Below are 26225 nucleotides of genomic sequence, written 5' to 3'. Positions count from 1 at the left end.
TGAAACTCTTTCGAGTTTCTCTCATTGGCTGTCCTTGTTGTTTAGTTTTCAAAGATCAGGATATTTTCTCTGGCTGTTTAGGCCGGAGTTTATCTTAGTATTTTCAACTCTCGTTGTCAATAGCTAATTTACTAAGTGTTTTTTGATTGAAGAGCTAAAATATAACCCCTTACTGTCAATCGCAGTGCGTCTTTGTGGCGCTCGGTTATAATACCATTATAGCAATATGATGTCAACTAGTATTTCATTTTTTTAAAATTTTATGCTTACTTATGCTTTTTTTAGATATTTATTTAAGTAAATGTATCCCAGCCACATCATTACAATATGTATTTTTAAACCGGAGTGTTACAAGTATCTTCGAAAGATTATAATAATCCATCGACTCCGTACTATATCAAGCACTAGACAACGTATCGATTTTTTCCAACGTCGTTGCCACATGGTTCCTAAGTATTGCCCAGTGAAATATGCTCCTGCTAACATAAGATACGTCGATAATTCCCATCCAAGACCCATCTGCATACGCAAAAACATAATAACTGGAACTGGTAAATGAACGGATAAAAACCACTGAACAGAAAATTTTTTGACATTTTCTCTCCAATAGCCAAATGGGATATTTAATAATATCACCGTCATTAAAATCATACTCAAGCCATCCTCTGCCTCCTTCCTTAATAGAAGATACGTATACGCACAAATCTTTTCTCAAATTATGTTTACGAAACACATTCTTACAATATACATTATGGGATGACTCTTATGAGAGGAGTGTGCTACAGAATGTCCATTCGTCCAATTATACTGATTATTTGTAAGCCCTGGATTTTGGCTGGCATCATAAGCTTGCTCATTCTATTTATTGGGGCTGGCTCATTAAAATTAACATCGGCATTTTCTTCAAGTCTAAAAGACAAGGTTATTGTCATTGATCCGGGACATGGAGGGGCTGACCCTGGGGCACAAAATTCAGGGCTCAAGGAAAAAGACATAAATTTAGATATTTCTTTACGCCTGGGAAAGGTCCTAGAGTCCAAAGGATGTAAAGTTATTCTAACCCGCGAAGTAGATAGAGATTTTTTTCTGCCAGGGTTTGTCAAAGGGCGCATGGCTAAACGAGCAGAGTTAAACACTAGAATTAAAATCGCCACCGAAAACAATGCTGATCTCTTTATTAGCGTTCACGCCAACAGCTTTCCCCAACGTAATTCTTACGGGATGGAAACCTATTACCACCTAAAATCATCAGCTGGAAAAGCACTGGCAGAAATCATCCATGAAGAACTTACACAGGTTCAACCTGATAATAAGCGTATAGCCAAAGCAGGGGATTATTACATAATTAATCAGGCCGAAATGCCCTCTGTGATTGTAGAAGTAGGTTTCATTTCGAACCCTCGGGAAAGAAAACTACTGCTATCAGAGGATTACCGCAACTTAGTGGCCGATGCCATAGGTACCGGAGTTGAACATTACTTCCAAGAGTTTCCGCAAGGGGTACAAGACAATTCACCAACTGCCGGACAAGAGGGACCTCCCACTATGAGCGAAAATACCTATAAGCTCTACTTTTCAAATGAAAACCTGGATAGTCTTGTTCCTGAAGATCGTCAAATAAACCAATCGGTCTGGACAAAACTTAACCTTTCGCAAAAAGCAAGCCTTGTCATGAGCGAACTCATTCAAGGCCCTCGGTCGAGTAAACTAACACCTACCATAGCTCCAACCACTAAATTACTTTCCGTGACTACTCAAAATGGCCTAGCCACTATCGACTTTAGCAAGGATATCCGAGATGATTTTCCTGGTGGGGCTTCAGGAGAAGACATGGCTATTAAATCAATCATTTGGTCAATGACGCAAATTCCTGGGATTACCAGTGTCCGTATTCTCGTTAATGGTGAATTTGGAGACTCCATTGGTGGACACATCCTCTTAGATCGGACATTTAGCACTCAACTTGGTGTTTAAAGCGGTTGCATGTGAAATTTAATTTCATAACGATCGCTTAACCAATTTGCTTTCCATTCGTCTAGTAACAATACCGCATAATTTTCATCTTTATCGATCACTACCGTACTCATACTTGACTCAGTAAGAAGCTTAATGGTCTTTTCGTCCTTTTCAACCCACCGTACGATTTCAAAGGGCAGGTGTTGAATACTGACATGTACTCCATATTCCTCACGTAATCTGTACTCTAAAACCTCAAACTGCAATTGACCGACAACACCAATGATAGGAGCCTCAACACCTACATGGAGATCACGAAAAACGTGGATTGCTCCCTCTTCTTGAAGTTCCTGAATTCCTTTAATGAATTGTTTGCGCTTCAAGGCATTCGCAATATTGATGCGGGCAAAGTTTTCAGGACTAAAAAATGGCATGGCTTCAAATTGTAATCCATCCTTTTCGGTAAGAACATCTCCAATTCTCAAAAGTCCGCTGTCGTGCACTCCAATAATATCGCCAGCAAACGCTTCATCGAGAATTGTTCGTTCCTGAGCGAACAACTGTTGAGGCTGTGCCAGTCGGAGACGACGATGAGAACGCGTGTGAATCACATTCATACCCCGTTCATAGCGGCCTGTACAAATGCGGATGAAAGCAATTCGGTCTCTGTGCTGGGCATTCATATTTGCTTGAATTTTAAAGATATATCCTGAAAAGCTTGGAGTTTCAGGATCCAGATCTCCAATATTTGTGCTTCTTGCTTGAGGCGCAGGGGCTAGTTCCAGGAAATATTGCAGAAAGTTTGGCACACCAAAGTTATTGAGTGCGCTTCCAAAAAATACTGGCGTCACTTCCCCACGATCCACTCGTTCCTGCGAGAAGGTATTTCCGGCCAAGTCTAGAAGATCAATTTCTTCTTTCAGCTGGTTAACCAGGATGTCCCCGATGCCTTCCTGTACCAATGGATCACTGAGCGCACCTGAAACAGGCGGTTTTCCACTGGATCTTGCGCTTCCTTCCATAAAGCGTTCAACCTGCCCAGTCTGACGGTCATAGATCCCCTTAAAATCTTGACCCATACCAATTGGCCAATTCATGGCATAGGATTCAACCCCCAGTACTTTTTCTACTTCGTCCATCAGATCTAAAGGATCCTTAGCATTGCGATCAAACTTATTAATAAAGGTAAAAATTGGTATACCCCGTTTTCGACAGACCTGAAAGAGCTTCTTGGTCTGAGTTTCAACCCCTTTGGCTGCGTCAATCAGCATTACGGCGCTATCGGCTGCTGTCAGGGTTCGATAGGTATCTTCACTGAAATCTTGGTGCCCGGGAGTGTCTAGAATGTTAATGACGTATCCTTGATACTTAAATTGAAGGGCACTAGACGTAATGGAAATCCCCCGCTGCCGCTCAAGATCCATCCAGTCCGAAGTAGCATATCGTTCCGCTTTTCTGGCTTTGACCGAGCCTGCTTCGCGAATCGCCCCTCCAAAAAGGAGCAACTTTTCAGTTAAGGTTGTTTTCCCTGCATCTGGATGAGAAATAATCGCAAAGGTTTTACGGGAAGAAATTTCTGATTTTAGATCCGTTTGGTTCAATGTTTTTAACTCCTTAACTCAACTTTGTCATACATTCTATTCAAATTTTTAAATAGTTTTCAATAAGTGTTAATTATACACGATATTATGTACATCCTCAATTATTTCCTTATCGTTTAATACTGATCTGTGAAATCCTGTGAAATTGTCTTCATAAAAGAGTAATAACATTAAAAAAACTTAGCTGATACCAAGCCACAGGCACCGGTCATGAATGCAAAGTGTCCCTGTAGAATGGACAGCCAGAAGGGACTAAAGACAGCATCATCCCTAGTTGCACTTATGCATAGAAAGTATAACTAACGCAAGTTTATACTTCAGTAAGTATAAAAAATGCCCACCCATTGTTTAGAAGCCAATTCTAACACTTAGGTGGGCTCTTAGTAATATTCAGGGCATTGGTATAAAACCATTTTTGAGAAAGTCAAGAAAACAGATATGAGGTCCTAGATCAGTGAACTCCTTCTAATAATCGGGCATGCTCAGAAAGCCATTTTTCTGCTGCATAATCTAAAGATAGAGTTCTAATAGTTTCCCAATCGATATCCCTTGTACTTAACACACGTAAGTCAACTTCCTTAGAAAACTGCCAACAATCTTGACAGACGATCATCTCAACCCCCGGAAACTCCTCCGAGTGCAGATAGGTTAGCATTGAAGCTTCTTCACTTCCGCAACGAATGCACCCAACGCGCTTAGCTGGCCATTCATGCCCGCATAGGGAACAGTGTACGTATCGATTCCCATTTGGCGGAGATAAAATCGATACCCCTGCCAACTCACCACAGATGGGGCACACCATACTCTGAGTGGATGCTTTTGAACTATTTTCGACATCGACTATTGTGTTTCGATACAGTTGCGCAACGCCACAAAGGGCAATCTGTAATCGGCTTAACAGTTCATTGTTCTTCACAGGTTTAAGGGCCATGAATTTGTTCCAGGCATCCCGTAACAGTGATTCGGATATTAATATATTGCTGACTCTATTCAACCTTTGACAAAGTTCCAGAACCGCCTTTTCTGGCAACTCCTTAATAGGATAGTAGGGAGGTACCTTGGCTGGACTCAGCCTATTGATCCAAAAAGAACCTCGCTCATCCTGCCAACGTTTAACTTCCTCCTTAAGGAGGCAATAGGTTTGAAAGGCGTTGTCCATCATAATTACTCCAATCATTTCAATTTATGCTTCTAGTTGTGTATGTGGGGATCTCTCTCCTCATACATTCTTCTGCTCATTCATTGACTGTTCTTTCTTTAATCGTTCATACCATTCACGGTGATGAGCACGTGCAAACTTAGTCGATACATAACCGTTGATCATGCCGGACATAGCCGCTCTCGAGTCTGGGTGTAAAAGTCCTAAATAGATATGCCCGATGGCAGCAGCCGTCATAATAAACATAGAGAGGTCGTGAACTGGATAAGCCCAACGTACCAGAGCAGGGGGGAACGAGGAGGAAAACCACATCACTACGCCGCTAAGAGTAATGAAAACAGTGCCGAAAATTGTGATCAACGAGTTAATTTTCTCTCCTCCGTTATATTTCTCTTGTTCTGGATAGTTGCCATGTCCACCGAAGAATTCTTTAGGAAAGGCACAGACGTGTTGCCAATCTGATTTTTTAAAACTAAAGACAAATTTTAACCATCTCCAATGATATCTCGGATTTCCAACAAAGAACATTAACCCTACTACGACAACAAAAAAGACTGCAGCAATACGGTGAATCAACTGAGCAACCTGTATCCCTCCAAAAATGGCCATTGCCGGTTGAAATGAGGTGCTGAGAACTCCTAGCCCAGTAAAGAGCAAAACAAAGAAGGAAATCGCATGAACCCAATGACTAAGGCGTTCTCCCGCACTAAAACGCAAAACTTTGTCTTCAATAATTCTCTTGGGCATTTGATTTCTTGTTTCCATCTTAAGTGCCATTAGTCTCTCCCTCCTTCTTTATTATCAGAATTACCGTAATTACCCCTAAAAAGATTTGCAAAAACCCCAAGAACAACAGCCGCCGCGGCACCACCCACGGCCACAGTGCCAACTGGCCTGATCACATCTTTCCAGAGAGTCAGAGAGAGCGGAACCGTAGGCTTAACTGGGAGATCGTATATTTCAGGACTGTCTAGCAACAGATACAGATAGGTCATGCCACCCATTTCATTTTCTCCGTACAGTTGTGCCTTGGGATGTGTCTTTTGAACCTCAACAAGACGTTTCTTTGCTTGAGCCAGCATCGCATCCCGTTCTCCAAAGCTTAAAGCACCCGGTTGACAGGTATGAACACAAGCCGGCAGTAAATTATTTTCGACCCGATCAATACACCCGGTACATTTATAAGATTTTTTCTTGATTAGGTCAACCTTAGGAACCCCAAATGGACAGTTTTCAACACAATACCCACAACCAATGCACTTCTCTTGATCGATCACAACGTACCCAGACTCAGTCTTCGTAATTGCATTCGAAGAACAAGCCTTCATGCAAGCAGGATCAGCACAGTGAAAACATTGCGCCTTGCGCATTAACCAATTCATTTTTTGATCTTCATATTTCTCGACGAAGGTCATATACGTCCAAGTCTTCGTGGTAAAAGCACTCTGAGTCTGATAGCTCGTCAGCAATTGAGTTTTCTCCGCTGGAAGCTCATTCCAGGCCTTACAGGCCACAGAGCACGCTTTACATCCCGTACACAATGAAGTGTCAATTAAAACCGTTTTCCTCGCCATCAATTTGCCCTCCTTATATCGACTAGGCAAACTTTATACTCTGGAGTACCGGCTCCAGGATCCAATGCAGCAATGGTTATTTCATTAGTACTCGGTCCTGGGCTTAAGCTTGCAAAGCCCCAGCTCCAGGGCATACCGATGGTTTCAGTGTCTTTTCCGTTGACTTTGTAGGATTGCAGTCGATCCGTTACTAAAGCTCTTACTGTGATTTTGCCGCGAGCAGAAGAAACCTCGACCATATCCCCTTCAACAACCTTAATCTTTGCCGCTAGGTTTTTACTGATCTCTGCAAAGGGCTCCGGCATAATTTCATTCAGCCACGGAATATTACGCGTAATTCCCCCTGCACAGAAATGCTCGACCACCCCATAAGTGGTTAGCACATGTGGAAACTTATCTGACTTGCCGATCTGAGTCGATACAACCAAGGCACATGGACTGATTGAAACCTCGGGATGCAAGATATTTGTCGTTGGGCTTTCCGTTGGTTCGTAAAATTCCGGAAGCGGTCCATCAACACAAAGCCCTGCCGGACGAATTCCGATGGCCGGAAGTCCATCTACGGGGGCTTCTGCAGGCAATCCACTCATGTAAGTAGCGGCAAACAGGCGGCCTACTCCCTCAGGGTTCATACGGAAACTTAGCTTTCCTTCGGGTGTATCCGGTCCCTTGGTCTTATCGACAAGGTCCCCGCCATCATTTCCTGCCCACACCTTAGCTGCCTCATCCCACCAAATAAGTTTGCGTTTAGCGTCAACCGGCTGACCTAATTCGTCACAGGAAGCACGGTTATAAAGGATCCGAACATTTCCAGGCCAAGCAAAGCTCCAGTCTTTAAACAATCCCAGTCCTGAGGGGTCGGCATTGTTGCGACGTGCCGCCAAGTTCCCGTTCCCTGTAACACCGGCATATATCCAACATCCTGTAGAAGCTGTACCAATCGGTGCTTTAAGATAATCCCCTATAGTCGGAAGTAGCTTACCGGTGGTTTCGTCATACCCACTTAGCTCTTGAAGTACTTTCAAAGCGCTTGTATGCTCACCATAGTCCCAACGGGCCTTTAAGATCGGGGCATCCTTAACATCTGTGCTCCCCGCATATAATTTGCGAATTTTCTTAAAAAGGTGATCCAGCATATCGAGGTCCGGTAACGATTCCCCCAGTGGCTCAAGGGCAGCGTCTTTCCACTGAATCCAGCGCGAGGAGTTTGACATACTACCTGCCTTTTCATAGACGAAGGCTGCAGGAAACATGATGACTTCTGTCTTAATATCTGCGGGATTCACCCCTGGCTCACGCCAAAACTGGGCAGTTTCAATCTCGAAAAGGTCTGATACGACTAACATATCAAGTTTGGTTAAGGCTGATCGTACCAGTTGCCGATCCGGAATAGAAACCAGAGAGTTAGAACCGACGTTAAAGAGGAGCTTAAACTGGCCTTTATTCATCATTTCAAAGAGTTTTACCATCGTCGCATTCACAGCGGGATTGGTCTTCGGTAAGTAGCTGAATCCATAGTCATTATCTTTAGTGGCGTTTTCACCAAACCAAGCCTTAAGTTGAGCAACAATATGTTTTTCAAAAAATGACCCATTGCGTACCAGATAATCACGTAAAGTCTTATCCGTATTGATTGGGTGCGGTAAATAGCCCGGCAAGTTACTGACAAGATTGGCCATATCTGTTGAACCTTGGACATTTGGTTCTCCACGCAGAGCATTGATGCCGCCTCCGGCTTTTCCGATGTTTCCCAACAGTAATTGAATGATGGCATAGGCACGAATTCCTTGAACTCCTGTGGTATGTTGAGTCATTCCCAGTGCATAAAGGATACTTGCCGGTTTCCCCTTACAGAAGACCTCCGCGATTTCCTTAATTTTTGCCGCAGGAATGCCTGAGATTTTTTCAGCTGTGTCAAACGTATATCTTGAATAGTGAGATTTGAGCTTTGAAAACACACTATCAGGGTCCTCAATACTTTCAGCTTTCAGAGGTTTTTGATCTGGCCCAAGTTGGTAACCCCAGCTTGCTGTGCCATATTTCCTCGTTTTGGCATCATAACCTGAGAAGAGTCCCGCTTCTGATTTGTAATCTTTACTGACCTTAAGGAGAGCGTTAGTATAATTTAAAACATATTTCTGATCGTACAATTTTTGTTCAATAATATAATTAATAATAGCGCCTAGATAAGCTATATCCGTTCCCGGACGGATTTGGGCGAAGATGTCTGCCTTAGAGGCTGTACGCGTAAATCGTGGATCGACAACAATTATTTTTGCACCGTTCTCTTTTGCTCGATTAATCCACTTCATTGCAATCGGATGGTTTTCTGCACAGTTACTTCCGGCAATTAAAAAAACTTCGGCATTTTTTAAATCCGACCAGGAATTTGTCATCGCACCGCGACCAAATGAAGGTGACAAACTTGCCACCGTGGGAGCGTGTCATATCCGGGCTTGGTGTTCATTGTAAGGAGTTCCGATCAGCTGGCAAAACTTCTTAATAAGATACGACTCTTCATTGTCCACTTCAGCAGAACCAAGGAAGGCGATTCCTTCTACACGGTTCACTGCAAGGCTTTCTGGCAATCCGGTTTTCGCATTGGCAATCTGATCGGCGGCTTGCCAACTGGCGTCCCTGACTTCTTTTGTCTTCTTCGCTACGATGTCCAGTGCCTCTTCCCAAGTAATATCTTCCCACTTATCAGCCCCAGGAGCGCGACGCCTTGGTTTTGTCACCCGGTCCGGTGAATTAGCAACACTTAGTAAACTTGCTGCCTTTGGGCAAAGAGTCCCTTCATTGGTTGGATGATCTGGATCACCCTCTAAGTGAATTAGCTTGCCCTCTTTTACATACAGTAACATTCCACACCCACCGGAACAGAAGTGGCAGATGCTCGGAATCTTTTTGGTTCCTTCCAGTTTCAACGCGTACCCTTTTGCCTTCGCAACGGCAGGATCAAATCCCAAGCCCGCAGCTAAAGCGGCGATGGAAAGCCCTGACAGTTTAAAGAAACCACGACGAGAAACATCCATCTCTTTTCCTCCCTTAAAATGTTCATATTGTCTGCTTTCGACCATAATTAAATAATTAAGATAATGAAGAATGTTCTGATATTTCTATATCTCCTTTAGCTTATATTCCTTTGTGCCTATAGTCATCATTATGTAAATAAAGAAATAATTCTGTAAATAAAGAATAGTCTATCTGACTCTCGGGTTGCGAACAGGTAACCGCAAGCGTCCCTCAGTTAAACCTATGCTTTTAGAAAGAATACAAACTAATACCATTAACCGAGCAATAAAAATTCCCCCTAATTATTTAGGGGGAAAGCAATCGACATCAATGAATTTTTTCAATATCTTTTATGCTTAGATTAAGCTCCGGATGATACAGTTTTACAGGTCTGCCTACGGTTCCGTATTTTAAATCAGTTGTCAAAGCTCCATATTGTTCAAGAAAATCAAGATATCTTCGAACCGTTACCCTAGTTAGATTTACTCCTTCAGCAACATTTTCAGCAGAAACCGGGTCTTTTGTTTCGCTCAAAAAAGAAACAATTTGCTTAAGAGTGAGTTGATTTAATCCTTTCGGCAAGCCTTGTTGATCAATATAGAAATTTTGCTTGTGAATCTCATCTAAGATAATTTCCGGTTCTTCCGTCTGATTAGTCACCAAAGTAATCTTTTCTACTTGGGAGTCTTTTTTCATGGATACTTTACTCATTTCGTCGGCTATATCACCTAGTCGTTCAACCATCTGATTGAACGCAACCGCCAGTTCGCCAATCTCTTTAGGACCAGAAACAGCGACTTTTTCAGTCAAGTGTCCAGTAGCCACATCACGAGTTCCGAGGGTGATTTCATGTATTGGACGGATAACAACTTTTTGAATAAAAAACCAAGTTAATAAAACAACGATCACCGTCAAGCCTAGGCCAAACGATGCAACTCGGATTAATGAATTAACAATAAAGGCCTGAGTGTAACTTCTAGATATCCCTACATAAAAAATCCCAATAATATCTCCATTATTGTCACGGATAGGCTCATAAGCTGTTTGATAAAGCTGTCCGACAACATTCGCTTCACCTAGGTAAACCTGTCCATCTTTTAAGACAGTTTGGGCAACTATATCCGACACCTTTGTTCCGACGGCTCTTTCACCATTTACACTTCTTACGGTTGTAGCAACCCTGGTATCACCTAGAAACAGAGTCACGGTATCACCCGTCAGCTCTGCTAAATGGTCAACAAGTTCAGATCTATGAGAGATTTGGATTTCCCCTTTGAAAAGCATACCATCTTTTACATGCCAAGGACCTGGCGTGCTAAATTCGATAATATCCATGCACGTTGCCAGATCCGTTTTGGCTTTAACAATTGCTGCATCAACTGCACCATGCTTAAAATGCCACCCTAAAACGAAGATTAAACTTGATGCTAAGACAACTAAGGAACCAAGCATTAGCAAAAGAATCTGATGTTTTAGTGAACGCAATAGCACTCCTCCCTCGGAGATAAATTTTCTTTAAGATTAATTCGTTGTCAAACTATTAAAAACCTTTCTTCTATTATACTATTTATTTATATTCTAAAATTGGAAGGAATTTGCTATCTTAATGTTGAATTTGTTAAAAAACAAGCGAAGATTTAGGAGGGTAATTATGTCCTTATTTCGAGTACTCTATGAAATTCTAAGTCAAAACGGTTGGGAATTTGATTTTGACAACAAGAATGGAATCATCAAACTTGAGATTAGCGGCATAAATACTGATTTTCACGCATTCCTTTTTGTTGATGAAGAACAAGAATCATTGCTCTGCAATACTCATATTGATCAAAAAATCCCCTCCTCTAAACGCCTTGAAGTTTGTGATTACATGAGTCGTGTTAACTACGAACTGATCAATGGTAACTTTGAAATGGATATGGATAACGGGGAGATAAGGTACCGTACATTTCTTGATCTGGCTGACGCTCGCCCTTCGCAAGACCAAGTACTTAACATTGTTTGGAACGGAGTCCTCGGGTTTGACACATATTACCCTGGTCTAATGAAGCTCGTCTATGGAGATTACAGCGCAGAGGAGGCAGCCGCCTTTTGCTCTGATGAAACATAAAAGGAGTGGTATCAAAAAATACCGCTCCTTTTATTTGCATAAATTTATTGAACCAATTGATGTAACTTTGATTCATTATAGAAAACCCAGTCTATTCTGTCATGGGAATAATGTATATAAGAATCATTATATAATGCACGATACTGCCGGCACCAATAAATAAATGAAATATCTCATGAAACCCAAAGCGCTTCGGAAAGAAATCACAGATCTTAGTAGCATATATAATAGCACCTACGGTATAGGTAAGTCCTCCTAATGCCATGAGAATAATTGCACCCATCGGCAAATTCTTGATAAGCTGCAAGAATGGAACCAACGCAATCCAACCTAAAGATAAATAGAAAGCAGAAGATACATATCGAGGTGCATGGATAAACCAAATTTTTAATAACATTCCTATTAAGGCCAAGCCCCAAACAACACTTAGCATTGCCCAGCGCCATGCCCCTTCCAATCCATAATAAAAAACCGGGGTATAGGAACCTGCAATTAATAAATATATTGCTATATGATCGACCTTTTTCAAAAGAAGTTCTTTTTGAGGAGTTGTTCGAACCCAATGATAAAGCGAACTGGCACCGTAAAGCAAGATCATACTAACACCATAAACCGTCATTGTAATAAGCTTAGAGATATTATTCTTACTTAGGATAATTAGGAATACTAGTCCAACAATTGCAGCCACAAACAAAACAAAATGAGTCCAAGTGTTTACCGGTTCCTTCATCTTCAAAACCATTTTGTATCCTCCCAACTATCCAAGTACTACTAAGTACATTCTAATTCTAAACCTTATAATCTATAAAATCAACTAGAATCAATCTTTAGGCCAAACAATTCTGAAAAGGAAAGGTCTCTATATTGTAGCAATAATTACCTGAGTAAGAAATCGGCATAAACACATAATAAGAATGTTCCAGTACACAAACATAAATTTAAAGGAGGGTACCTATCATGGCAGGAGAAAGAAACACTAATACACCCGCAACTAAAGGTGCTTCACAGCAATTGGATCAATTTAAGTATGAAGTAGCAAATGAAATGGGCCTTCAATTAGGTGGCGACCGCACAAGCCGTGAAAACGGTTCAGTTGGTGGTCAAATGACCAAACGCATGATTCAGTTCGCGGAAGAACACCTTAAAGGTGGAACCAAAATCTAACTTCCAATGTTAGTTACTGTTAAGAAGGATATCGAAAGATATCCTTCTTACTATTATGTTTATAAACAGCAAAATTTAAAAGGAGCTTTGGGCTCCTATTTAATCGTTCCGTCTGTTTCTTCAAGGTGTTTTTTCTTCGAAGCTAAATGGGCTTTTACATCTTTAATTTGGTGAGCACTTAACTCTTCAGCATTTTCCAATAAAAACTCTTCGTTTTTATGGATGTTCCGCAGTGTCAATTCAATCTTTTTTAAATCCTCATTTTTTGTCTTATTGCCATCATTTCTTGGCATTGTCATCACCTCATAAATAGTTTATCCAAAGATAATTTATTAATCCGAGTTCTCTTCTTGAAAGGCTTCTCGAAGGATTTTATCTATTTCTATGGGATCAATCATTGATAGTTAGTGGATGGTGTAATCCAGAATGACAAGTATAGCTCATAGGAGTAATTAGAATTAAAAAACCTGTATCTTCTATTAAAATAATAAAAGATACAGGCACCAGTGTCTTGATCTAAATTTTACTTGAAATTGAGGCTCAGTCTTCAACGGAATATCCAGCATCCACTACAGCTTTAACAAGATTCGCAGGTTCTGCATTTCCGGTTATGACAGCTTCTTTGCTCGCGAGATCGACTTTGACACTTTCAACGCCGCTTACCCCTTGCAGTGCTTTTTCAGCTCTCATTTTACAATGGTTACAGGTCATACCCTCAATTTTTAGGACGGTTTGGCTCATTTTTTCACCTCCTAGTTCAGAAGTCAGGGATCAGAGGCCAGAAGCCAGATGACAGTTAACTTCCGCAAAGATATAAGCATAAGATTACTTGGAAAAGGTTCAACTCAATTTCTTAATGACCAGTTGTCTCAAAGTATTATTCAAAATTGAGTTATATCTTTATCCTCTTACATGTAATGTACTTTAGAGGAATAATTACTTCTAAATGCCAAACTTTCTACAATAAATAAATCTTAATTCTAAGCAGCCAGCTTTTTATCATAGTTTTTCAACAGGAGAGAACTAGTTACTACGGACACTGACGAGAAAGCCATGGCCAGCCCTGCCCACTCGGGCGGTAATAGTTGTCCAGTTAAAGGATATAGGACACCTGCGGCAATCGGGATACCAATGACATTATAAATCAAAGCCCAGAATAGATTTTGCTTGATTTTACGAAGTGTTTTTCGCCCTAATCGAATCGCACGTTCTACATCAAGCAGGTCATTGCGAACCAACACCACATCCCCGGTTTCCTTGGCCACATCAGTCCCTGATCCGATGGCAATTCCGATATCGGCTTGAGCTAAGGCCGGAGCATCATTAATTCCATCTCCAACCATCGCCACCTTAAAGCCTTGGTCTTGATACTTCTTAATAATGCTGATTTTATCTTGTGGTAAGATTTCGGCAATCACCTCATCAATTCCGACCTGCTCACCGACAACAGTGGCGACTTTTTTATTGTCTCCAGTGATCATAAACGTCTTCAAACCCAACTGATGTAGCCTTTTAATAGCCTCTATCGTACTCTCTTTAACCACATCAGCCAGGGCGATCAGTCCGATTACTTGTCCTCCTAAGGCTATGAAGCTAGTCGTTCTGCCTGATTCAGCCAAACGCTGAAAGTCACGCTCTGACTCTTTAACGTCTATCTTGAACTTGTTAATCAGTTTAATATTTCCAATTAGTAAAGTTTGCCCTTCATAGGTACAGATAACACCATAGCCGGCCTCTTCATGATAATTCTCAACCTCTTGAATTGCGAGCAGTTCCTTCTTTCCCGCTGCAACGACCGCCTGAGCCAAGGGATGAATCGAAGGATTTTCCCCTGCTGCAGCAATTTTCAGGACATTTTGTCTTGAGTAATCCGCATAGGGTATGATATCCGTTACTTCGGGAGTTCCCTTAGTTAATGTCCCCGTTTTATCGAACCCAATGGCTTGCAAATGAGCAATCCCTTCCAGCACTGCTGCAGATTTAAAGAGGATTCCTCTATTTAGCCCCACCCCACTGCCAACCATAATTGCCGTAGGAGTCGCTAACCCCAAAGCACAGGGACAAGCAATCACTAACACTGCAATAGCAGCTGTAAAGGCAAAAACAAACGTACTGTCAAGTACAACGTACCAAATCAAATAGGTAATAACCGAGATGGCAACTACTGTTGGCACAAAATAATTAGAAATCTTATCTGCCAGTCTCTGAATCGGAGGCTTTACTCCCTGAGCATCCTCGACCATTTTAATAATTCCCGAAAGGACGGTATCCTTACCCGTTTTAGTCGTTTTAACCTTGATACTTCCTGAACGATTTATGGTAGCCCCAATTACAGGGTCCCCGACTCCTTTGTCAACAGGAATGGATTCCCCGGTCAGCATTGCCTCATCAATGCTCGCTGATCCTTCGATAATCTCACCATCCACCGGTATTCTTTCTCCGGATTTAACAATGGTAATATCCCCAATTTTCAGATCTGACGCAGCAACTTCCTGAACTTCACCACTGACCCATAAATGTGCTTTATCAGCCTGTAACTCTAACAGCTTTTTCAAGGCCTGACCTGCTCGCCCTTTTGCTTTTGCCTCAAGATATTTTCCAAAGCGTACAAAAGTAATCAACAATGCCGACGTATCAAAAAAGTTGGGCCCTTCAAAAAAAATTGAGGGGATAAACATATGAAGGGTTGTCATTAAACTGTATCCATAAGCAGCTGTAATCCCAATCGCTACCAGGACATCCATATTAGCTGAGCGGTTTTTCAAAGCATGGTAAGCACCGCGATAAAATGTCCAACCAGCTGTAAACTGGACGATAGTTGCAAGGATAAGCATTGTATACATTAGGGATCTTGACATGGGCAGGAACATAATCGGCATTATAGGCAAGGAAAGAATCGCACTGAAGATGAGCCAATTTCGTTGTCTAATCGCCGTACGATCATCTTGATTCTCGTCCTCATTCGCCATCGGAGTATACCCTGCATCACGAACCTGCTCGAAAATTTCTTTCATATTCACAACACCGGGATCAAACTCAACAGTCACTGTTTCACTCGCTAAATTAACGGCAACGTTCTGGACTCCCTGAGTTCCCTTAAGTTTCTTTTCAATGGCCAAAGCACAGTTTGCACAGGTCATTCCGCCAACTTTAAATTGTTGCTTTCCATCGTCTGCACTCTGTGCGCCATACCCAAGATCTTTGATCTTCGTCAAGAGATCGTTTTCCTTAACCACATCAGGGTCCATTGCCACTGTAAGTTTTTCAGTGGCAAAATTAACTGCAACTGATTTGACCCCCGGCATAGATTTAAGACCTTTTTCAATGGTCAAAGCACAATTTGCACAGGTCATGCCACTGATCTTGAAAAGTTGTTTTTGCTCCGCCTTGGCGGACATTCCCTCTGTTTCATTAAGCTCTTCAATATCTTCTGCTCTTGCCAATTCTTGTTCTTCTACTTGCTCCAAACTCACTTGATCATCCAGACCAACGTTTATGTTTTCTAATGAATAACCAGCCTCTTCAATTTCCTGCTGAACATCCGACAAATTGACCTGAGCAGGGTCCCAAGTAAAAGTAGCCTTTGAGTCTTCCAGCGATACTTGAACCTGTTCTACACTGGGGAACTTTTCTAGAATCTTAGTGACATGGTTAACACAATGCTGGCAGCTCATTCCATATACAGGAATCTCTTTATTCTCACGGTTTGCTTCTTCCATCATTTTAATCCTCCAAACTAAGATCCCAGTACTACCGAATCATGCGGAATATGGTCTTTAGTACCTCATCAACAACTTGATCATCATCCCCTTGGAGTCTCTCTTTAACACATGATTTCATATGCTTTTCCAAAAGTAATCGAGAAGCTCCATCCAGGGCAGATTGAGCGGAGGAGATCTGATTTAAAATATCATCACAGTAAACATGACGTTCAATCATCCCTTTAATTCCACGAATTTGACCCTCAATTCGATTCATTCTAGTTACAAGTTCTTTGATTGTTTTATCGTCATGATGACTCAGTCGTTCACCTTGCTCCGTCACTTCACTCTCACAGACTGAACACTTGTGTACTTGCTTTTCTTCGGATTTCGTCTTAATCACCTCTGTTTTATAGTATACCCCCCTATACCATATGTCAATTGAAAAATGTCCATTGATATTGAATAAAGTAATTATTTATACGTTTCCCAATTAATCCTTTACTATCCTCTTACCTACAGTACATTGAACTTCTTTGTAATAAATTATTTAATATATTTTCAGTTACATCAAAACGTTTTGTTGGTTATGGTTCAAACAATTTAATTTTAAACGAATCAAAAAGTGCTTCATTGAGCTATATGAATTTCATATCGCCAACGAAGCACCATTAAAATCTATAGGTTGCCTAACATCTAAACATCAAACTATTTATCAGAAATTGTGTTTATACTTCACGAAAATATAATCCCTTTTCTGTCCAATTCAAATCGAACAGCGTTAGCTATTTTTCCTGAAGAAATTAACTCCTTGGCCAGATTAAGCTCCATATACATGACACGATCCTCTCCAAGTGAAGCTACCTTAGACCTAACAAGCCGGTAAGCACCTTCACTTCCCTTGCCAAGTTGAAGTTCTTCTTTGCCGGTTCTGAGATCCAGACCTTGACAGGCTGCTAATAATTCCATCCCCAATACATGCCCTGTGTTTTCTATGATACTTCGGGCCTTACGGGCTGCAATTGTTCCCATACTTACATGGTCTTCCTGGTTTGCGGAGGAGGGGATCGAGTCCACACTCGCCGGATGGGCTAAAACCTTATTTTCCGAAACTAAGGAGGCAGCAGAATACTGCACGATCATAAATCCGGAATTCAAACCTCCGTTGGGGGTTAAAAATGCAGGCAGCCCACTTAGGTTAGGATTAACCAAACGTTCTAAACGTCGTTCTGCGATATTGGCCATCTCTGCCATTGCTATGCCAAGAAAGTCCATCGCCAAGGCAATAGGTTGACCATGAAAATTTCCACCCGAGAGAACTGCGCTTTCATCTGGGAAGATTAATGGATTATCAGTGGCCGAATTGATCTCGGTTTCTACGACTTTTTTTACGTAGGCAACTGCATCTCCAGAAGGGCCATGGACTTGAGCAATACAGCGAAGTGCATAGGCATCCTGCACTCTGGGATGTTGTTCATTTGCTACGAAAGTACTTCCCTCCGTCAACTGGCGGATCTTTTTTGCAACGTCGTTTTGCCCCTGGTGAGGACGTACTGCATGAATTTTCGGATCAAAAGCATCAAGAATCCCCTCCAGCGCTTCAAGAGACAAGGCAGCTGCAATATTTGCTGACTCACATAAGATCTCAGCATCCCAGACAGCCAAAGCCGCAATTGCTGTCATAACCTGGGTTCCATTAATAAGAGCCAAACCCTCTTTTCCTTCCAGAACTACGGGCTCTATCCCTGCTTGCGCAAGAGCCTCCCGCCCATTCATGCGACGCTCTTTATAAAACGCTTCCCCTTCACCCAGTAAAACCAAGACTATATGGGACAAGGGGGCTAAATCTCCACTTGCGCCAAGGGATCCTTTTTCTGGTACGACAGGAACAATTCCAGCATTCAGCACATTGATCAATGTCTGGAGAGTTGAAAGTCGAATGCCTGAAAAACCTTTTGCTAAGGCATTTGCCCTAAGAAGTAAAATCCCCCTTACAACTTCCGGTGCTAGGGGTTCCCCTACACCCGTTGCATGGCTCATGATAAGGTTGCGTTGTAACTTTTTGGCATCATCTTTGGAAATTAGCACATCGCTAAATTTGCCGAAGCCGGTAGTGATTCCATAGACGGTTTGATTTCCTTCGATTAATTGATCCACATACTCTCTGGATTTCAGAACTCTTTCCTTGGCTGTCGGGTGCAATTCCACCTTGGCGGCGTACCGTGCAACCGCAACCACTTGCTCTAATGTAAGGGTTTCTCCATCCAAAGTGACTTTAGTTTTTTCTGCTAATACAACGCTCATGTTTTGTCCTCCTTTTAGAGCAATGAAAAAAAGAGGATTAAGCTATAAACTTTCGTCTACAGCTTAGCCCTCAAACATCTAATAACTCTGAGCATACTCTATTTTATTGCAACTTTCTAAAATAAATACGTTAATGCAAGTTCAAATCTTTTAAAGATGATTTATTCCTAAACCACAAACCTCATGTTCATGCCCTTTAATAGGTGCACCAATCATTCCGTACATGCTGACAGCAATCCAGAGGTCATCTAAATCCTCCAGTATACGCGGCCCTTTGACAATTGCAAAGCGTAGTCCCACTGTGCGCAAAATATTTCCCAGCTGAAGCGGTCCCCGTCCTAACCCTTGCAGAGCATCAAGAATGGCATGATAAAGGGCATGTTGCGAGCGATAACTATCATCGGTTAGCCCCCCGCGTTTGGCTGCTGTTTCAACAGCAGCGATAATCTTTTGGACATCCATAGAACCAACCTTACCAGTCACGACATCAAAGCCCATTTCTCGAGCACGCGTAACATAGTCGTCAGTTTCATTTCCTTCAGCCATCGCAATTAGTAAGGCCGTTTTGCCAATAGATGAACAATGTATCATAACTGCCCCCTAATTAAAACGTGACTCTTCTTTTATCTATGTCAAGCCTCTGATTACTTCCTAATCGTACAGCTGACCCTACTCTTATAATAGACGAGAAACGCGCATCATTCAATAAAAATTTTCACTCGGGTTAATAATTCAAACCCCTGGGGCTGGCATATCCGGACCTAGATATATCTCCTTGTATTATAGAAATATTTTAAATACTCATCATGAAATGTTTCTTTCAAATGCTTTTCTTCTTGTACTATTAAGTGATGAATCGCCCAAATATTGAGGACGGCTATACCTAAGGTTAAGATATTGGGGTAAGTAACAAAAAGTCCGATAAACATCAAGTCAAATCCTACAAAAGCAGGATTTCTTGTCAACTGATAGATTCCATCAGTTACAAGAGATGATTGGGTACTCTTATCAATACCTACACGCCAAGACGTTTTCATCGAGATCATTGCCACAATGAAAATTGCTAACCCCAATGCCATGATCAGAATTCCTAAACCGCTCAAATACTCATTTCTAGCTAAAGGAACGATCCGGTAAGATATAGCCGGTTCAAATAGGGAGAGTAAAAACCACATTAACCCCCATATAAACGTTGTAGATTTTACAAATGCTTCAGTTCTTCTTATTTGAGAGTCGGTTTTACCTTTTGTGAGGACATTGGCCTGTATTTTATGCTTTTTCTTTAGAATCATTAATTTTACCAAATAAGAGAAAAGAAATATTAGAAATAAGAGTAAAGAGAGACTATTCTTTATATCCGACACAGGCTTATTCCTCCATAAAATGAACTCGTTTAATCAAAGATGATACTGCCTCTTCCACACTTCGCGAAAAGTTTATGGGCGAATAATTAGCGAAGGGCTGGTATAACGCCTCACTCGAGTTGCATTCAAAACTGCTAAAAGGGCTACCCCAACATCGGCAAACACCGCTTCCCACATAGTGGCAATTCCTATTGCCCCTAAGAAAACAAAGCCTAGTTTAATCCCTAAAGCAAATAAAATGTTCTGCCAAATGATCTTCTTTGTAAAACCGGCGATATTAATCGCAGTAAGGAGTTTGACTGGTTGGTCTTCCATGAGTACCACATCTGCGGCTTCGATTGCTGCATCTGATCCCAATCCACCCATAGCTATTCCAACATCTGCACGTGTAAGGACTGGGGCGTCATTAATTCCGTCCCCTACAAAGATAACCTTCTCATTACTGCCTTTTTCAGCCATCAGCCTTTCTAACCAAGCAACCTTATCTTGGGGCATTAAATCCGCATGGAATTCTGAAACCCCCAAATCATCCGCCACGCTTTGGGCTACCGTCTGAAGATCTCCTGTCAACATGACAGTTTTAATACCTGAGTTCCCTAAGGCTTGAATGGTTTCCTTGGCCCCAAGCTTTAGACGATCTGCAATAAGAATATACCCCGCATATTCCCCTGAAACCGCTATATGAACTAGAGTTCCTGCTTGCCCATAGTTCTCAGTATCGGGAATCTGAATACCCGCTTCCCTCAATAGAACGGCCTTTCCTACTAAAACATCATACCCTTTGATTTTTGCTTGGACTCCTTTTCCGCTTATTTCCTGGTAGTCCTCGATGGTCCCTGGTTCAAGGGGTAATCCGTAACTGTCACGAATCGATTGGGCAATTGGATGACTGGAATGGATTTCCGCTGCAGCCGCAATCTCCATGAGAAACTCGGAGCTATATCCTTTAGCCGGGCTTAGTTTTACAACTTCGAAAACTCCTTGGGTTAGCGTCCCTGTTTTATCAAAAACAACCGTCTTAACCTTGGTCAGCGCTTCAAGGAAGTTCGCCCCCTTAACTAGAATCCCCTGTCGTGATGCTCCTCCGATACCGCCAAAATACCCTAAAGGAACCGAGATTACTAAGGCACAAGGGCAGGAAATCACAAGAATTGTTAAGGCACGATAAATCCATTCACTGAACGTCCCTGCCCCAAGAAGGGGAGGAATTACCGCAATTCCCAAAGCAATTAAAACCACTGCCGGTGTGTAATAACGTGAAAATGTAGTGATAAACTTCTCTGTGGGTGCTTTACGAGAGCTGGCGTTTTCCACAAGGTCCAGGATTTTTTGCACAGAAGACTCAGCATAAGGTCGAGTAACTCGAACTGTGAGCACACCACTTGAATTGACCATCCCAGACAAAATCGCATCTCCGGTTTCAATATTCCTTGGAACTGATTCTCCAGTCAAGGCTGAAGTGTCCACAAATGATGAACCTTGCACAACTTCCCCGTCCAGTGGAACCTTTTCACCCGGACGAACTAAAATTGTTTGCCCAACTTGAACCTCTTCAGGGGCAACCTTGAGAACTTCTAATTGATGAACGAGGTTTGCATAATCTGGCCTAATATCCATTAGGGCTTGGATCGAGTGTCGAGAACGGTTCACCGCCAAGTCTTGAATATACTCCCCAACTGTATAAAACAACATAACCCCGACTGCTTCCGGCAATTGATTAATGGCAATTGCTCCGATCGTGCCTATTGACATTAGAAAATTTTCGTCAAACAATGCCCCTTTAGTAATATTTCTCAGGGCTGTATATAAAACTTCATATCCGACCAGAACGTAAGCGGTTAAAAAAACAGCATATTCTAAGACCCAAAAGAGATTGAACCCAAGTATTGGTAATAACAGTCCTACAGCAAGCAAAACACTTGCAACAACCATACGAATTTTTTGCCACTGACCATCTGAGGAGCTTTCCTCTTGTTGCAGGCTCTTACCTAGTTGGTTTACTGGTTTTAATATTACTCCTGGCTCAATTCGATCAATAATACCTTGGGCAACCTCAACGGCTGTTAATGGCAGATAGACCGTCTGGGTAGCAAAATTTAAGGAGGTTTCTCCAATCGTTTCTTCAGAGCAAAAGGCTCTTTCAATTTTTAGGGCACAATTTGCACAACTTAAACCTTCTAAACGGTACTTGATCCGTTCTTGACTTTGTTGTTCTAGACTCATTCTTTTCTCCTCCAAACCAAATATCTTAAATTGTTAGCTGCTGGGATGTCGAGGTTCGAAGTCACAATTTAAATATCGCTCTGCCAAATGTCAGTAAGTTTCCTTACGACCCTCCGAAATGTGCTCCAAGCCTTCACGGTAAAGTGCCATAACGTGGTCGTCATCTAAAGAGTAATAAACCATCTTTCCTTCCCTGCGATACTTTACAAGATTGTCACTCCGAAGAACACGCAATTGATGGGAGGTAGCCGATTGACTCAATCCTAAAAGTTCCGCTAAGTCACAGACGCAGAATTCGTTTTTTGCTAAGGCGTCCATGATTCGTACTCGTGTAGGATCTCCAAGTGTCTTAAATAAATCAGCTAAATGATGGGCCTGTCCCCCGGGGATGAGTGTTTTTCGAACTGATTCGATCAAATCAGTATGGACACATAAGATCTCACACACCGGGATATCTGAGGACTGTGTTGTAGATTCCGAAAGTCGATTCTTCGATTCCTCCGTATTTCCAGCCATGGTAAAGCATCTCCTCACGTATGATTATATGTTCATATGTATATTATACCGAATAACTATTTTTTATCAATCCTTTTTGCCACGAGATTTCCAATTTATTTTAAGACTTCATGATGTTCTTCATGAAATTAAGCTGCCACACCCAAGGAAAAATCGGGCAATAGCAGCTTAACTTGTATTTATGGAAACTCGTTTTTACAGAATTTAATTAGACTTATGGCATTTTTATCTGTAGGAAGTCACAAAAGCACTAAACAAGCTTCTAATATCATATTGATACTGATTGATGGAATTAATTTCTTTATTGATCCCAAACAATTTGTAGACAGCAATCCTTGCCGAACGTATAGAGTATTCTTCAGTGAAGACCACATCATTCGGTATTTCGCAAAATTGGCCGACAAAAGCCAAATTGGTCGATCCTTCGGGAATGATCTGCGGTCTGTCTCCAATGGCTCTGGGCATGAATTGAGACGTGATAAATGGCATCATACAAGGTATACAATTAGCTGACTTTAAGATCGCTTCATGATCGTTCTCAAATTTCAGATGATATAGCAGCTCAGTTAGAATCTCCTCACCAGTACATTCACTCATCCTTTTCTTAACATAATTCCCAACATTGTCAGGATATAGCCCATACCCCCAAAACACCTTGACCTTTCCAGGCTGGTTTAAAAAGTGCGGTTGATAGGCCAGTACGATTGACATTAGCCAATTGGAATCTTTAAAGGTAACCAGAGCTCCTGAGCCCGCCTTATTACGCGAAAATTTCTCCATCAAATCAAAGAATCTGGAATCTTGACATGTGACTGTGAAAGATTCCCACTTTGAGCCGGCAATATCGTTATCAAAGGAAGTTGGGTTTCCTAAACCCGGCTTTTTCTTAGCGATTGTATCCCACAATTTCCAAGAGTTCCCCTTACCGTTCAGAATTGGCGCTTTAGTCATTGACCCCAAGCTATAACCATCCGTCATGGATCCGTTTGTGACGATAATCCGATCTCCTTCATTAAGCTCGATCAATCCTATAACATCGTTTTTAGTATAATGAATTGCTGTTACGGTAATGCCATCTGAATCTTTAAAGTCCAGATCTGTCACAGTACATTTCATTTCAAAATCAACTTCGTGCTGATCTAAATATTTTTTTATTGGCAGAATGATTGAATCATATTGATTATACGGGGTTCTCGTAACCCCTTCTAAAGTCTGAATTCTTGGGAACTCATGCATAAAACGAATCATATAGCGTTTTAATTCGACCGCACTGTGCCAAGGTTGAAAAGCGAAGGTAGTCGCCCACATATACCAGAAGTTGGTCTCAAAGAAATGATTGCTAAACCAATCACTGATTCTCGCCTTACCCATCTTTTCCTCAGGGGTAATAATGAGTTTGGCCATAGCCAGGCGATCACTAAGATCAAACCCCATTGACATAACATCTTCTATCTCACCGTCTTTGTTAACCAGCCGAGCCTTAGCATGAGTCGGATGTGCCCTATCGAATTCCAAAATTTCGGTTCTCACCGATCGATTTGCATCATCCAGAGAGGGTATAGAACTTAATAACTCCCAAGTGTTCTCATAAGTTTCGTCATTGAGCATTCTTCCGCCGCGAATAACATATCCCTGCTCGGAATCTCCAGCCCCATCATTGCTTCCGCCGATAATTTTCATTTCTTCGATAATATGAATATTCTTGCCCGGAAAAGCGCAATCCCTAATCAAATAAACCGCACCGGCCAGAGAAGCTAACCCGCCACCAACAAAATAAACCTGTTCTTTTTCATAGTCTTTTTTCATTATACCTAACCTCCATCATTTCGTTTTCGATCCTCTTTAGATTCGACACTTTATTTATAACGTTTTGAAACCCGCATTAATATGAACACAATACTCGCAGTGTTTAATTTTTTTACACAGAAAAGAATTTGTATAGTTTTTTATATTAGTTCTATAGACAACATGCAAATGTTCAAAAACAAATTTCAAAAAAAGAACCTACAGGTAAAACACTCTCTCAAGTGTCCAGTCTGTAGGATTGATCAAATCACCATCTTTGTTATAACTGATTATTTCTTTTTTCATATCTTTTTAGTGCACTGGCAAAATTCCCCTCCACCAGCTCGCTTAGTTTTTCTACGATAACTTCAGGTTTTTCCTTCATATCTGTTTTCATCCATTGAATCACCAACCCGATAAATGCCAGTGTATAGAAATCTGCTATGAACTTCTTATCCTCGTCCTTAACCTTCATGTCTTTAGATACTTCATTGACCACACCCATTAGTAATTCAAACGAAACCGAATGAAGAAAGGAGTCTAGATGATCTCGACCTAAAGATTTTAAGGTATTTACACAAAAAGCCTTATTCTTCTCGATATAAAGGAAGATTTTTAAAAACCCATCCTCCCAGGTCGTATAAGTCTTGTAGTTAGCTATACTCTCTACCGCTTCTGTTGTATAGATCCAACCTAACAAATCAAAAATATCCTGAAAATGATAGTAGAAGGTTTGACGATTAAGCTCGCAATCATCAACAATTTCTTGAACTGTAATCTTGTTCAGGGGGACCTTTTCCATCAAACGCTTTAAAGAGGTTGCCAGCGCTTTTTTAGTCAATGATGACCTTGGCATTCTTCTTCCACCTTTTTATAAGTATATTAAGCACACTCGCCTATGACTTGCAAAGTATTGCAATTAGTACCTCTCAATTATAGCATAATCGAGCAGTCTTCCTAGCTATGCTCGCCTTTTACTTTTCATCCTATATCTTTTAAAAATATGTTATCTTATATGGCAGAAATGACAAGCGTATCTTCGCGACGCTGTCATTCCTTGTACAGTCAAAAGTGGTGTAAGGGTTCAGCAAATAAGCCATTGATTCATCACACATGAATCAATGGCTTATTTGCTTACTTCTTCTTAGCATTCATCACTGTCTCAGAGATTTCGACGTAAGTCTCCACTGGAGACTTACGCCACTTAAGAATCGATGTTTACAGCTAAGTTAGAGATCTACTGTACTTGATACATACCTTGGCTTTGCATATATTGAAAAATTCCTTCGCCATGTTGCTGTTCTTCTTTTTGAATATGATTGAGAACTTGCCGTACATTAGTATCTCTAAATTCAAACACTGCAGTATCATAGGCACCCGATACATATTTTTCTGTCATTAACATGTCTTTACAGAGTTTAGCATCTTCTTGGTTATAATTGCCTTGAACTGTCGAGGTCGTTTGGGCTTGATTTCCAGCGGTTTGCTGTTGGTTCTGAGCTTGCTGACCTTGTCCTTGTTGTCCCCCCATATTAGGCACTTGTCCGATTAATAATTGATTAATCGTATTCAAGTGTTCTTGCTCCTGTGCTGAATAAGAGTTAAAGAGCTGTTTCAATTGAGCATCTTGGGCTTGATTAGCATATTTAGTGTATTTATCGACGCAGGTCTCCTCGTGAGTTCTTTGATCCATCAACAGCGATTTTTCCTTTTGTGATAGTTGAATTGGCAATATAAAGCACCTCCTTATTTCTGC

At 41.4% G+C, this 26225-nt stretch carries 22 protein-coding genes; 3 read left to right on the top strand and 19 right to left on the bottom strand.

Translation table 11 applies throughout. The features are described 5' to 3' along the window. Positions 1-786 precede the first annotated feature (786 nt). The gene (locus LJE72_RS05925) at positions 787-1974 is read left to right on the top strand and encodes an N-acetylmuramoyl-L-alanine amidase (RefSeq protein WP_229246699.1); all 1188 of its coding nucleotides are present in this window, start codon (positions 787-789) and stop codon (positions 1972-1974) included. On the opposite strand, the gene LJE72_RS05920 is transcribed toward LJE72_RS05925, so the two are convergent. The 6 genes from LJE72_RS05920 to LJE72_RS05895 form a co-directional block, all read right to left on the bottom strand. After that, positions 1971-3557, bottom strand: a complete 1587-nt coding sequence (locus LJE72_RS05920; RefSeq protein ID WP_073032700.1) for a peptide chain release factor 3 — start codon at positions 3555-3557, stop codon at positions 1971-1973. The genes LJE72_RS05925 and LJE72_RS05920 overlap by 4 nt on opposite strands. Before the next feature lie 451 nt (positions 3558-4008). Next, positions 4009-4734, bottom strand: coding sequence for a formate dehydrogenase accessory protein FdhE domain-containing protein (locus LJE72_RS05915; protein WP_229246698.1), 726 nt, complete (start codon positions 4732-4734; stop codon positions 4009-4011). A gap of 42 nt (positions 4735-4776) precedes the next feature. After that, entirely contained in the window at positions 4777-5493 is a 717-nt protein-coding gene (locus tag LJE72_RS05910; protein ID WP_229246697.1) for a formate dehydrogenase subunit gamma, read from the bottom strand. Further along, on the bottom strand, positions 5493-6290 hold the full coding sequence (locus tag LJE72_RS05905) for a 4Fe-4S dicluster domain-containing protein (protein ID WP_229246696.1): 798 nt from the start codon (positions 6288-6290) through the stop codon (positions 5493-5495). Before LJE72_RS05905 ends, LJE72_RS05910 begins: the two co-directional genes overlap by 1 nt. Beyond that, the gene (gene fdnG, locus LJE72_RS05900; RefSeq protein ID WP_229246695.1) at positions 6290-9325 is read right to left on the bottom strand and encodes a formate dehydrogenase-N subunit alpha; all 3036 of its coding nucleotides are present in this window, start codon (positions 9323-9325) and stop codon (positions 6290-6292) included. The genes LJE72_RS05905 and fdnG overlap by 1 nt, the downstream gene beginning before the upstream one ends. 307 nt (positions 9326-9632) lie before the next feature. Further along, positions 9633-10790 carry a cache domain-containing protein gene (locus LJE72_RS05895; protein WP_229246694.1) on the bottom strand — a complete coding sequence of 386 codons (1158 nt, stop codon included), beginning with the start codon at positions 10788-10790 and terminating at the stop codon, positions 9633-9635. 166 nt (positions 10791-10956) lie between these two features. On the opposite strand from LJE72_RS05895, the gene LJE72_RS05890 reads away from it, so the two are divergent. Further along, a complete protein-coding gene (locus LJE72_RS05890; RefSeq protein ID WP_229246693.1) occupies positions 10957-11412 on the top strand; it encodes a YbjN domain-containing protein in 456 nt (151 codons plus the stop codon). A gap of 91 nt (positions 11413-11503) precedes the next feature. Here LJE72_RS05890 and trhA read toward each other — a convergent pair whose 3' ends face one another. Continuing rightward, positions 11504-12154 (bottom strand): PAQR family membrane homeostasis protein TrhA, encoded by a 651-nt coding sequence (gene trhA, locus LJE72_RS05885; RefSeq protein ID WP_229246692.1) that lies wholly within the window; start codon positions 12152-12154, stop codon positions 11504-11506. 215 nt (positions 12155-12369) lie between these two features. Here trhA and LJE72_RS05880 point away from each other — a divergent pair, with 215 nt between their 5' ends. Further along, complete coding sequence (locus tag LJE72_RS05880; protein WP_073032711.1) at positions 12370-12576, top strand: alpha/beta-type small acid-soluble spore protein; 207 nt, start codon at positions 12370-12372, stop codon at positions 12574-12576. A gap of 95 nt (positions 12577-12671) precedes the next feature. Here the strand turns inward: LJE72_RS05880 and LJE72_RS05875 are convergent, their stop codons facing one another. The 12 genes from LJE72_RS05875 to LJE72_RS05820 form a co-directional block, all read right to left on the bottom strand. Then, entirely contained in the window at positions 12672-12869 is a 198-nt protein-coding gene (locus tag LJE72_RS05875) for a hypothetical protein (protein WP_073032712.1), read from the bottom strand. Positions 12870-13116: 247 nt separating this feature from the next. After that, complete coding sequence (locus LJE72_RS05870; RefSeq protein ID WP_229246691.1) at positions 13117-13317, bottom strand: CopZ family metallochaperone; 201 nt, start codon at positions 13315-13317, stop codon at positions 13117-13119. Between the two features lie 239 nt (positions 13318-13556). Continuing rightward, entirely contained in the window at positions 13557-16298 is a 2742-nt protein-coding gene (locus tag LJE72_RS05865) for a heavy metal translocating P-type ATPase (RefSeq protein WP_229246690.1), read from the bottom strand. Between the two features lie 28 nt (positions 16299-16326). Beyond that, complete coding sequence (locus LJE72_RS05860; protein ID WP_229246689.1) at positions 16327-16620, bottom strand: metal-sensitive transcriptional regulator; 294 nt, start codon at positions 16618-16620, stop codon at positions 16327-16329. A gap of 392 nt (positions 16621-17012) precedes the next feature. Next, positions 17013-18581 carry a histidine ammonia-lyase gene (gene hutH, locus LJE72_RS05855; protein WP_229246688.1) on the bottom strand — a complete coding sequence of 523 codons (1569 nt, stop codon included), beginning with the start codon at positions 18579-18581 and terminating at the stop codon, positions 17013-17015. 150 nt (positions 18582-18731) lie between these two features. Further along, complete coding sequence (locus tag LJE72_RS05850; RefSeq protein ID WP_229246687.1) at positions 18732-19172, bottom strand: HutP family protein; 441 nt, start codon at positions 19170-19172, stop codon at positions 18732-18734. Between the two features lie 170 nt (positions 19173-19342). Then, a complete protein-coding gene (locus tag LJE72_RS05845) occupies positions 19343-19945 on the bottom strand; it encodes a methyltransferase family protein (protein ID WP_229246686.1) in 603 nt (200 codons plus the stop codon). Between the two features lie 72 nt (positions 19946-20017). Next, the gene (locus LJE72_RS05840; RefSeq protein ID WP_229246685.1) at positions 20018-22168 is read right to left on the bottom strand and encodes a heavy metal translocating P-type ATPase; all 2151 of its coding nucleotides are present in this window, start codon (positions 22166-22168) and stop codon (positions 20018-20020) included. Between the two features lie 90 nt (positions 22169-22258). Further along, on the bottom strand, positions 22259-22684 hold the full coding sequence (locus LJE72_RS05835; protein WP_229246684.1) for an ArsR/SmtB family transcription factor: 426 nt from the start codon (positions 22682-22684) through the stop codon (positions 22259-22261). A gap of 225 nt (positions 22685-22909) precedes the next feature. Continuing rightward, the gene (locus LJE72_RS05830) at positions 22910-24490 is read right to left on the bottom strand and encodes an oleate hydratase (RefSeq protein WP_229246683.1); all 1581 of its coding nucleotides are present in this window, start codon (positions 24488-24490) and stop codon (positions 22910-22912) included. Positions 24491-24749: 259 nt separating this feature from the next. Next, on the bottom strand, positions 24750-25325 hold the full coding sequence (dhaS, locus tag LJE72_RS05825; RefSeq protein WP_229246682.1) for a dihydroxyacetone kinase transcriptional activator DhaS: 576 nt from the start codon (positions 25323-25325) through the stop codon (positions 24750-24752). Between the two features lie 381 nt (positions 25326-25706). Further along, positions 25707-26201 carry a spore coat protein gene (locus LJE72_RS05820; protein WP_229246681.1) on the bottom strand — a complete coding sequence of 165 codons (495 nt, stop codon included), beginning with the start codon at positions 26199-26201 and terminating at the stop codon, positions 25707-25709. Positions 26202-26225: the final 24 nt, after the last annotated feature.

The sequence above is a fragment of the Desulfosporosinus shakirovi genome, from assembly GCF_020595055.1.
GTDB classification, from domain to species: Bacteria; Bacillota; Desulfitobacteriia; order Desulfitobacteriales; family Desulfitobacteriaceae; genus Desulfosporosinus; species Desulfosporosinus shakirovi.
The sequence above is the reverse complement of the archived record's forward strand: the minus strand, read 5'-3'. Positions and strand labels throughout refer to the sequence as shown.

What these genes read in the sequence shown, in the direction of transcription:
- LJE72_RS05875 (WP_073032712.1), bottom strand. Translation starts at nt 12,869, where the DNA reads ATGCCAAGAAATGATGGCAATAAGACAAAAAATGAGGATTTAAAAAAG.
- LJE72_RS05870 (WP_229246691.1), bottom strand. Translation starts at nt 13,317, where the DNA reads ATGAGCCAAACCGTCCTAAAAATTGAGGGTATGACCTGTAACCATTGT.
- LJE72_RS05865 (WP_229246690.1), bottom strand. Translation starts at nt 16,298, where the DNA reads ATGATGGAAGAAGCAAACCGTGAGAATAAAGAGATTCCTGTATATGGA.
- LJE72_RS05830 (WP_229246683.1), bottom strand. Translation starts at nt 24,490, where the DNA reads ATGAAAAAAGACTATGAAAAAGAACAGGTTTATTTTGTTGGTGGCGGG.
- dhaS (WP_229246682.1), bottom strand. Translation starts at nt 25,325, where the DNA reads ATGCCAAGGTCATCATTGACTAAAAAAGCGCTGGCAACCTCTTTAAAG.
- LJE72_RS05835 (WP_229246684.1), bottom strand. Translation starts at nt 22,684, where the DNA reads ATGGCTGGAAATACGGAGGAATCGAAGAATCGACTTTCGGAATCTACA.
- trhA (WP_229246692.1), bottom strand. Translation starts at nt 12,154, where the DNA reads ATGGTTTTGAAGATGAAGGAACCGGTAAACACTTGGACTCATTTTGTT.
- LJE72_RS05880 (WP_073032711.1), top strand. Translation starts at nt 12,370, where the DNA reads ATGGCAGGAGAAAGAAACACTAATACACCCGCAACTAAAGGTGCTTCA.
- LJE72_RS05910 (WP_229246697.1), bottom strand. Translation starts at nt 5,493, where the DNA reads ATGGCACTTAAGATGGAAACAAGAAATCAAATGCCCAAGAGAATTATT.
- LJE72_RS05905 (WP_229246696.1), bottom strand. Translation starts at nt 6,290, where the DNA reads ATGGCGAGGAAAACGGTTTTAATTGACACTTCATTGTGTACGGGATGT.
- hutH (WP_229246688.1), bottom strand. Translation starts at nt 18,581, where the DNA reads ATGAGCGTTGTATTAGCAGAAAAAACTAAAGTCACTTTGGATGGAGAA.
- LJE72_RS05890 (WP_229246693.1), top strand. Translation starts at nt 10,957, where the DNA reads ATGTCCTTATTTCGAGTACTCTATGAAATTCTAAGTCAAAACGGTTGG.
- LJE72_RS05840 (WP_229246685.1), bottom strand. Translation starts at nt 22,168, where the DNA reads ATGAGTCTAGAACAACAAAGTCAAGAACGGATCAAGTACCGTTTAGAA.
- LJE72_RS05925 (WP_229246699.1), top strand. Translation starts at nt 787, where the DNA reads ATGTCCATTCGTCCAATTATACTGATTATTTGTAAGCCCTGGATTTTG.
- LJE72_RS05850 (WP_229246687.1), bottom strand. Translation starts at nt 19,172, where the DNA reads ATGATACATTGTTCATCTATTGGCAAAACGGCCTTACTAATTGCGATG.
- LJE72_RS05915 (WP_229246698.1), bottom strand. Translation starts at nt 4,734, where the DNA reads ATGATTGGAGTAATTATGATGGACAACGCCTTTCAAACCTATTGCCTC.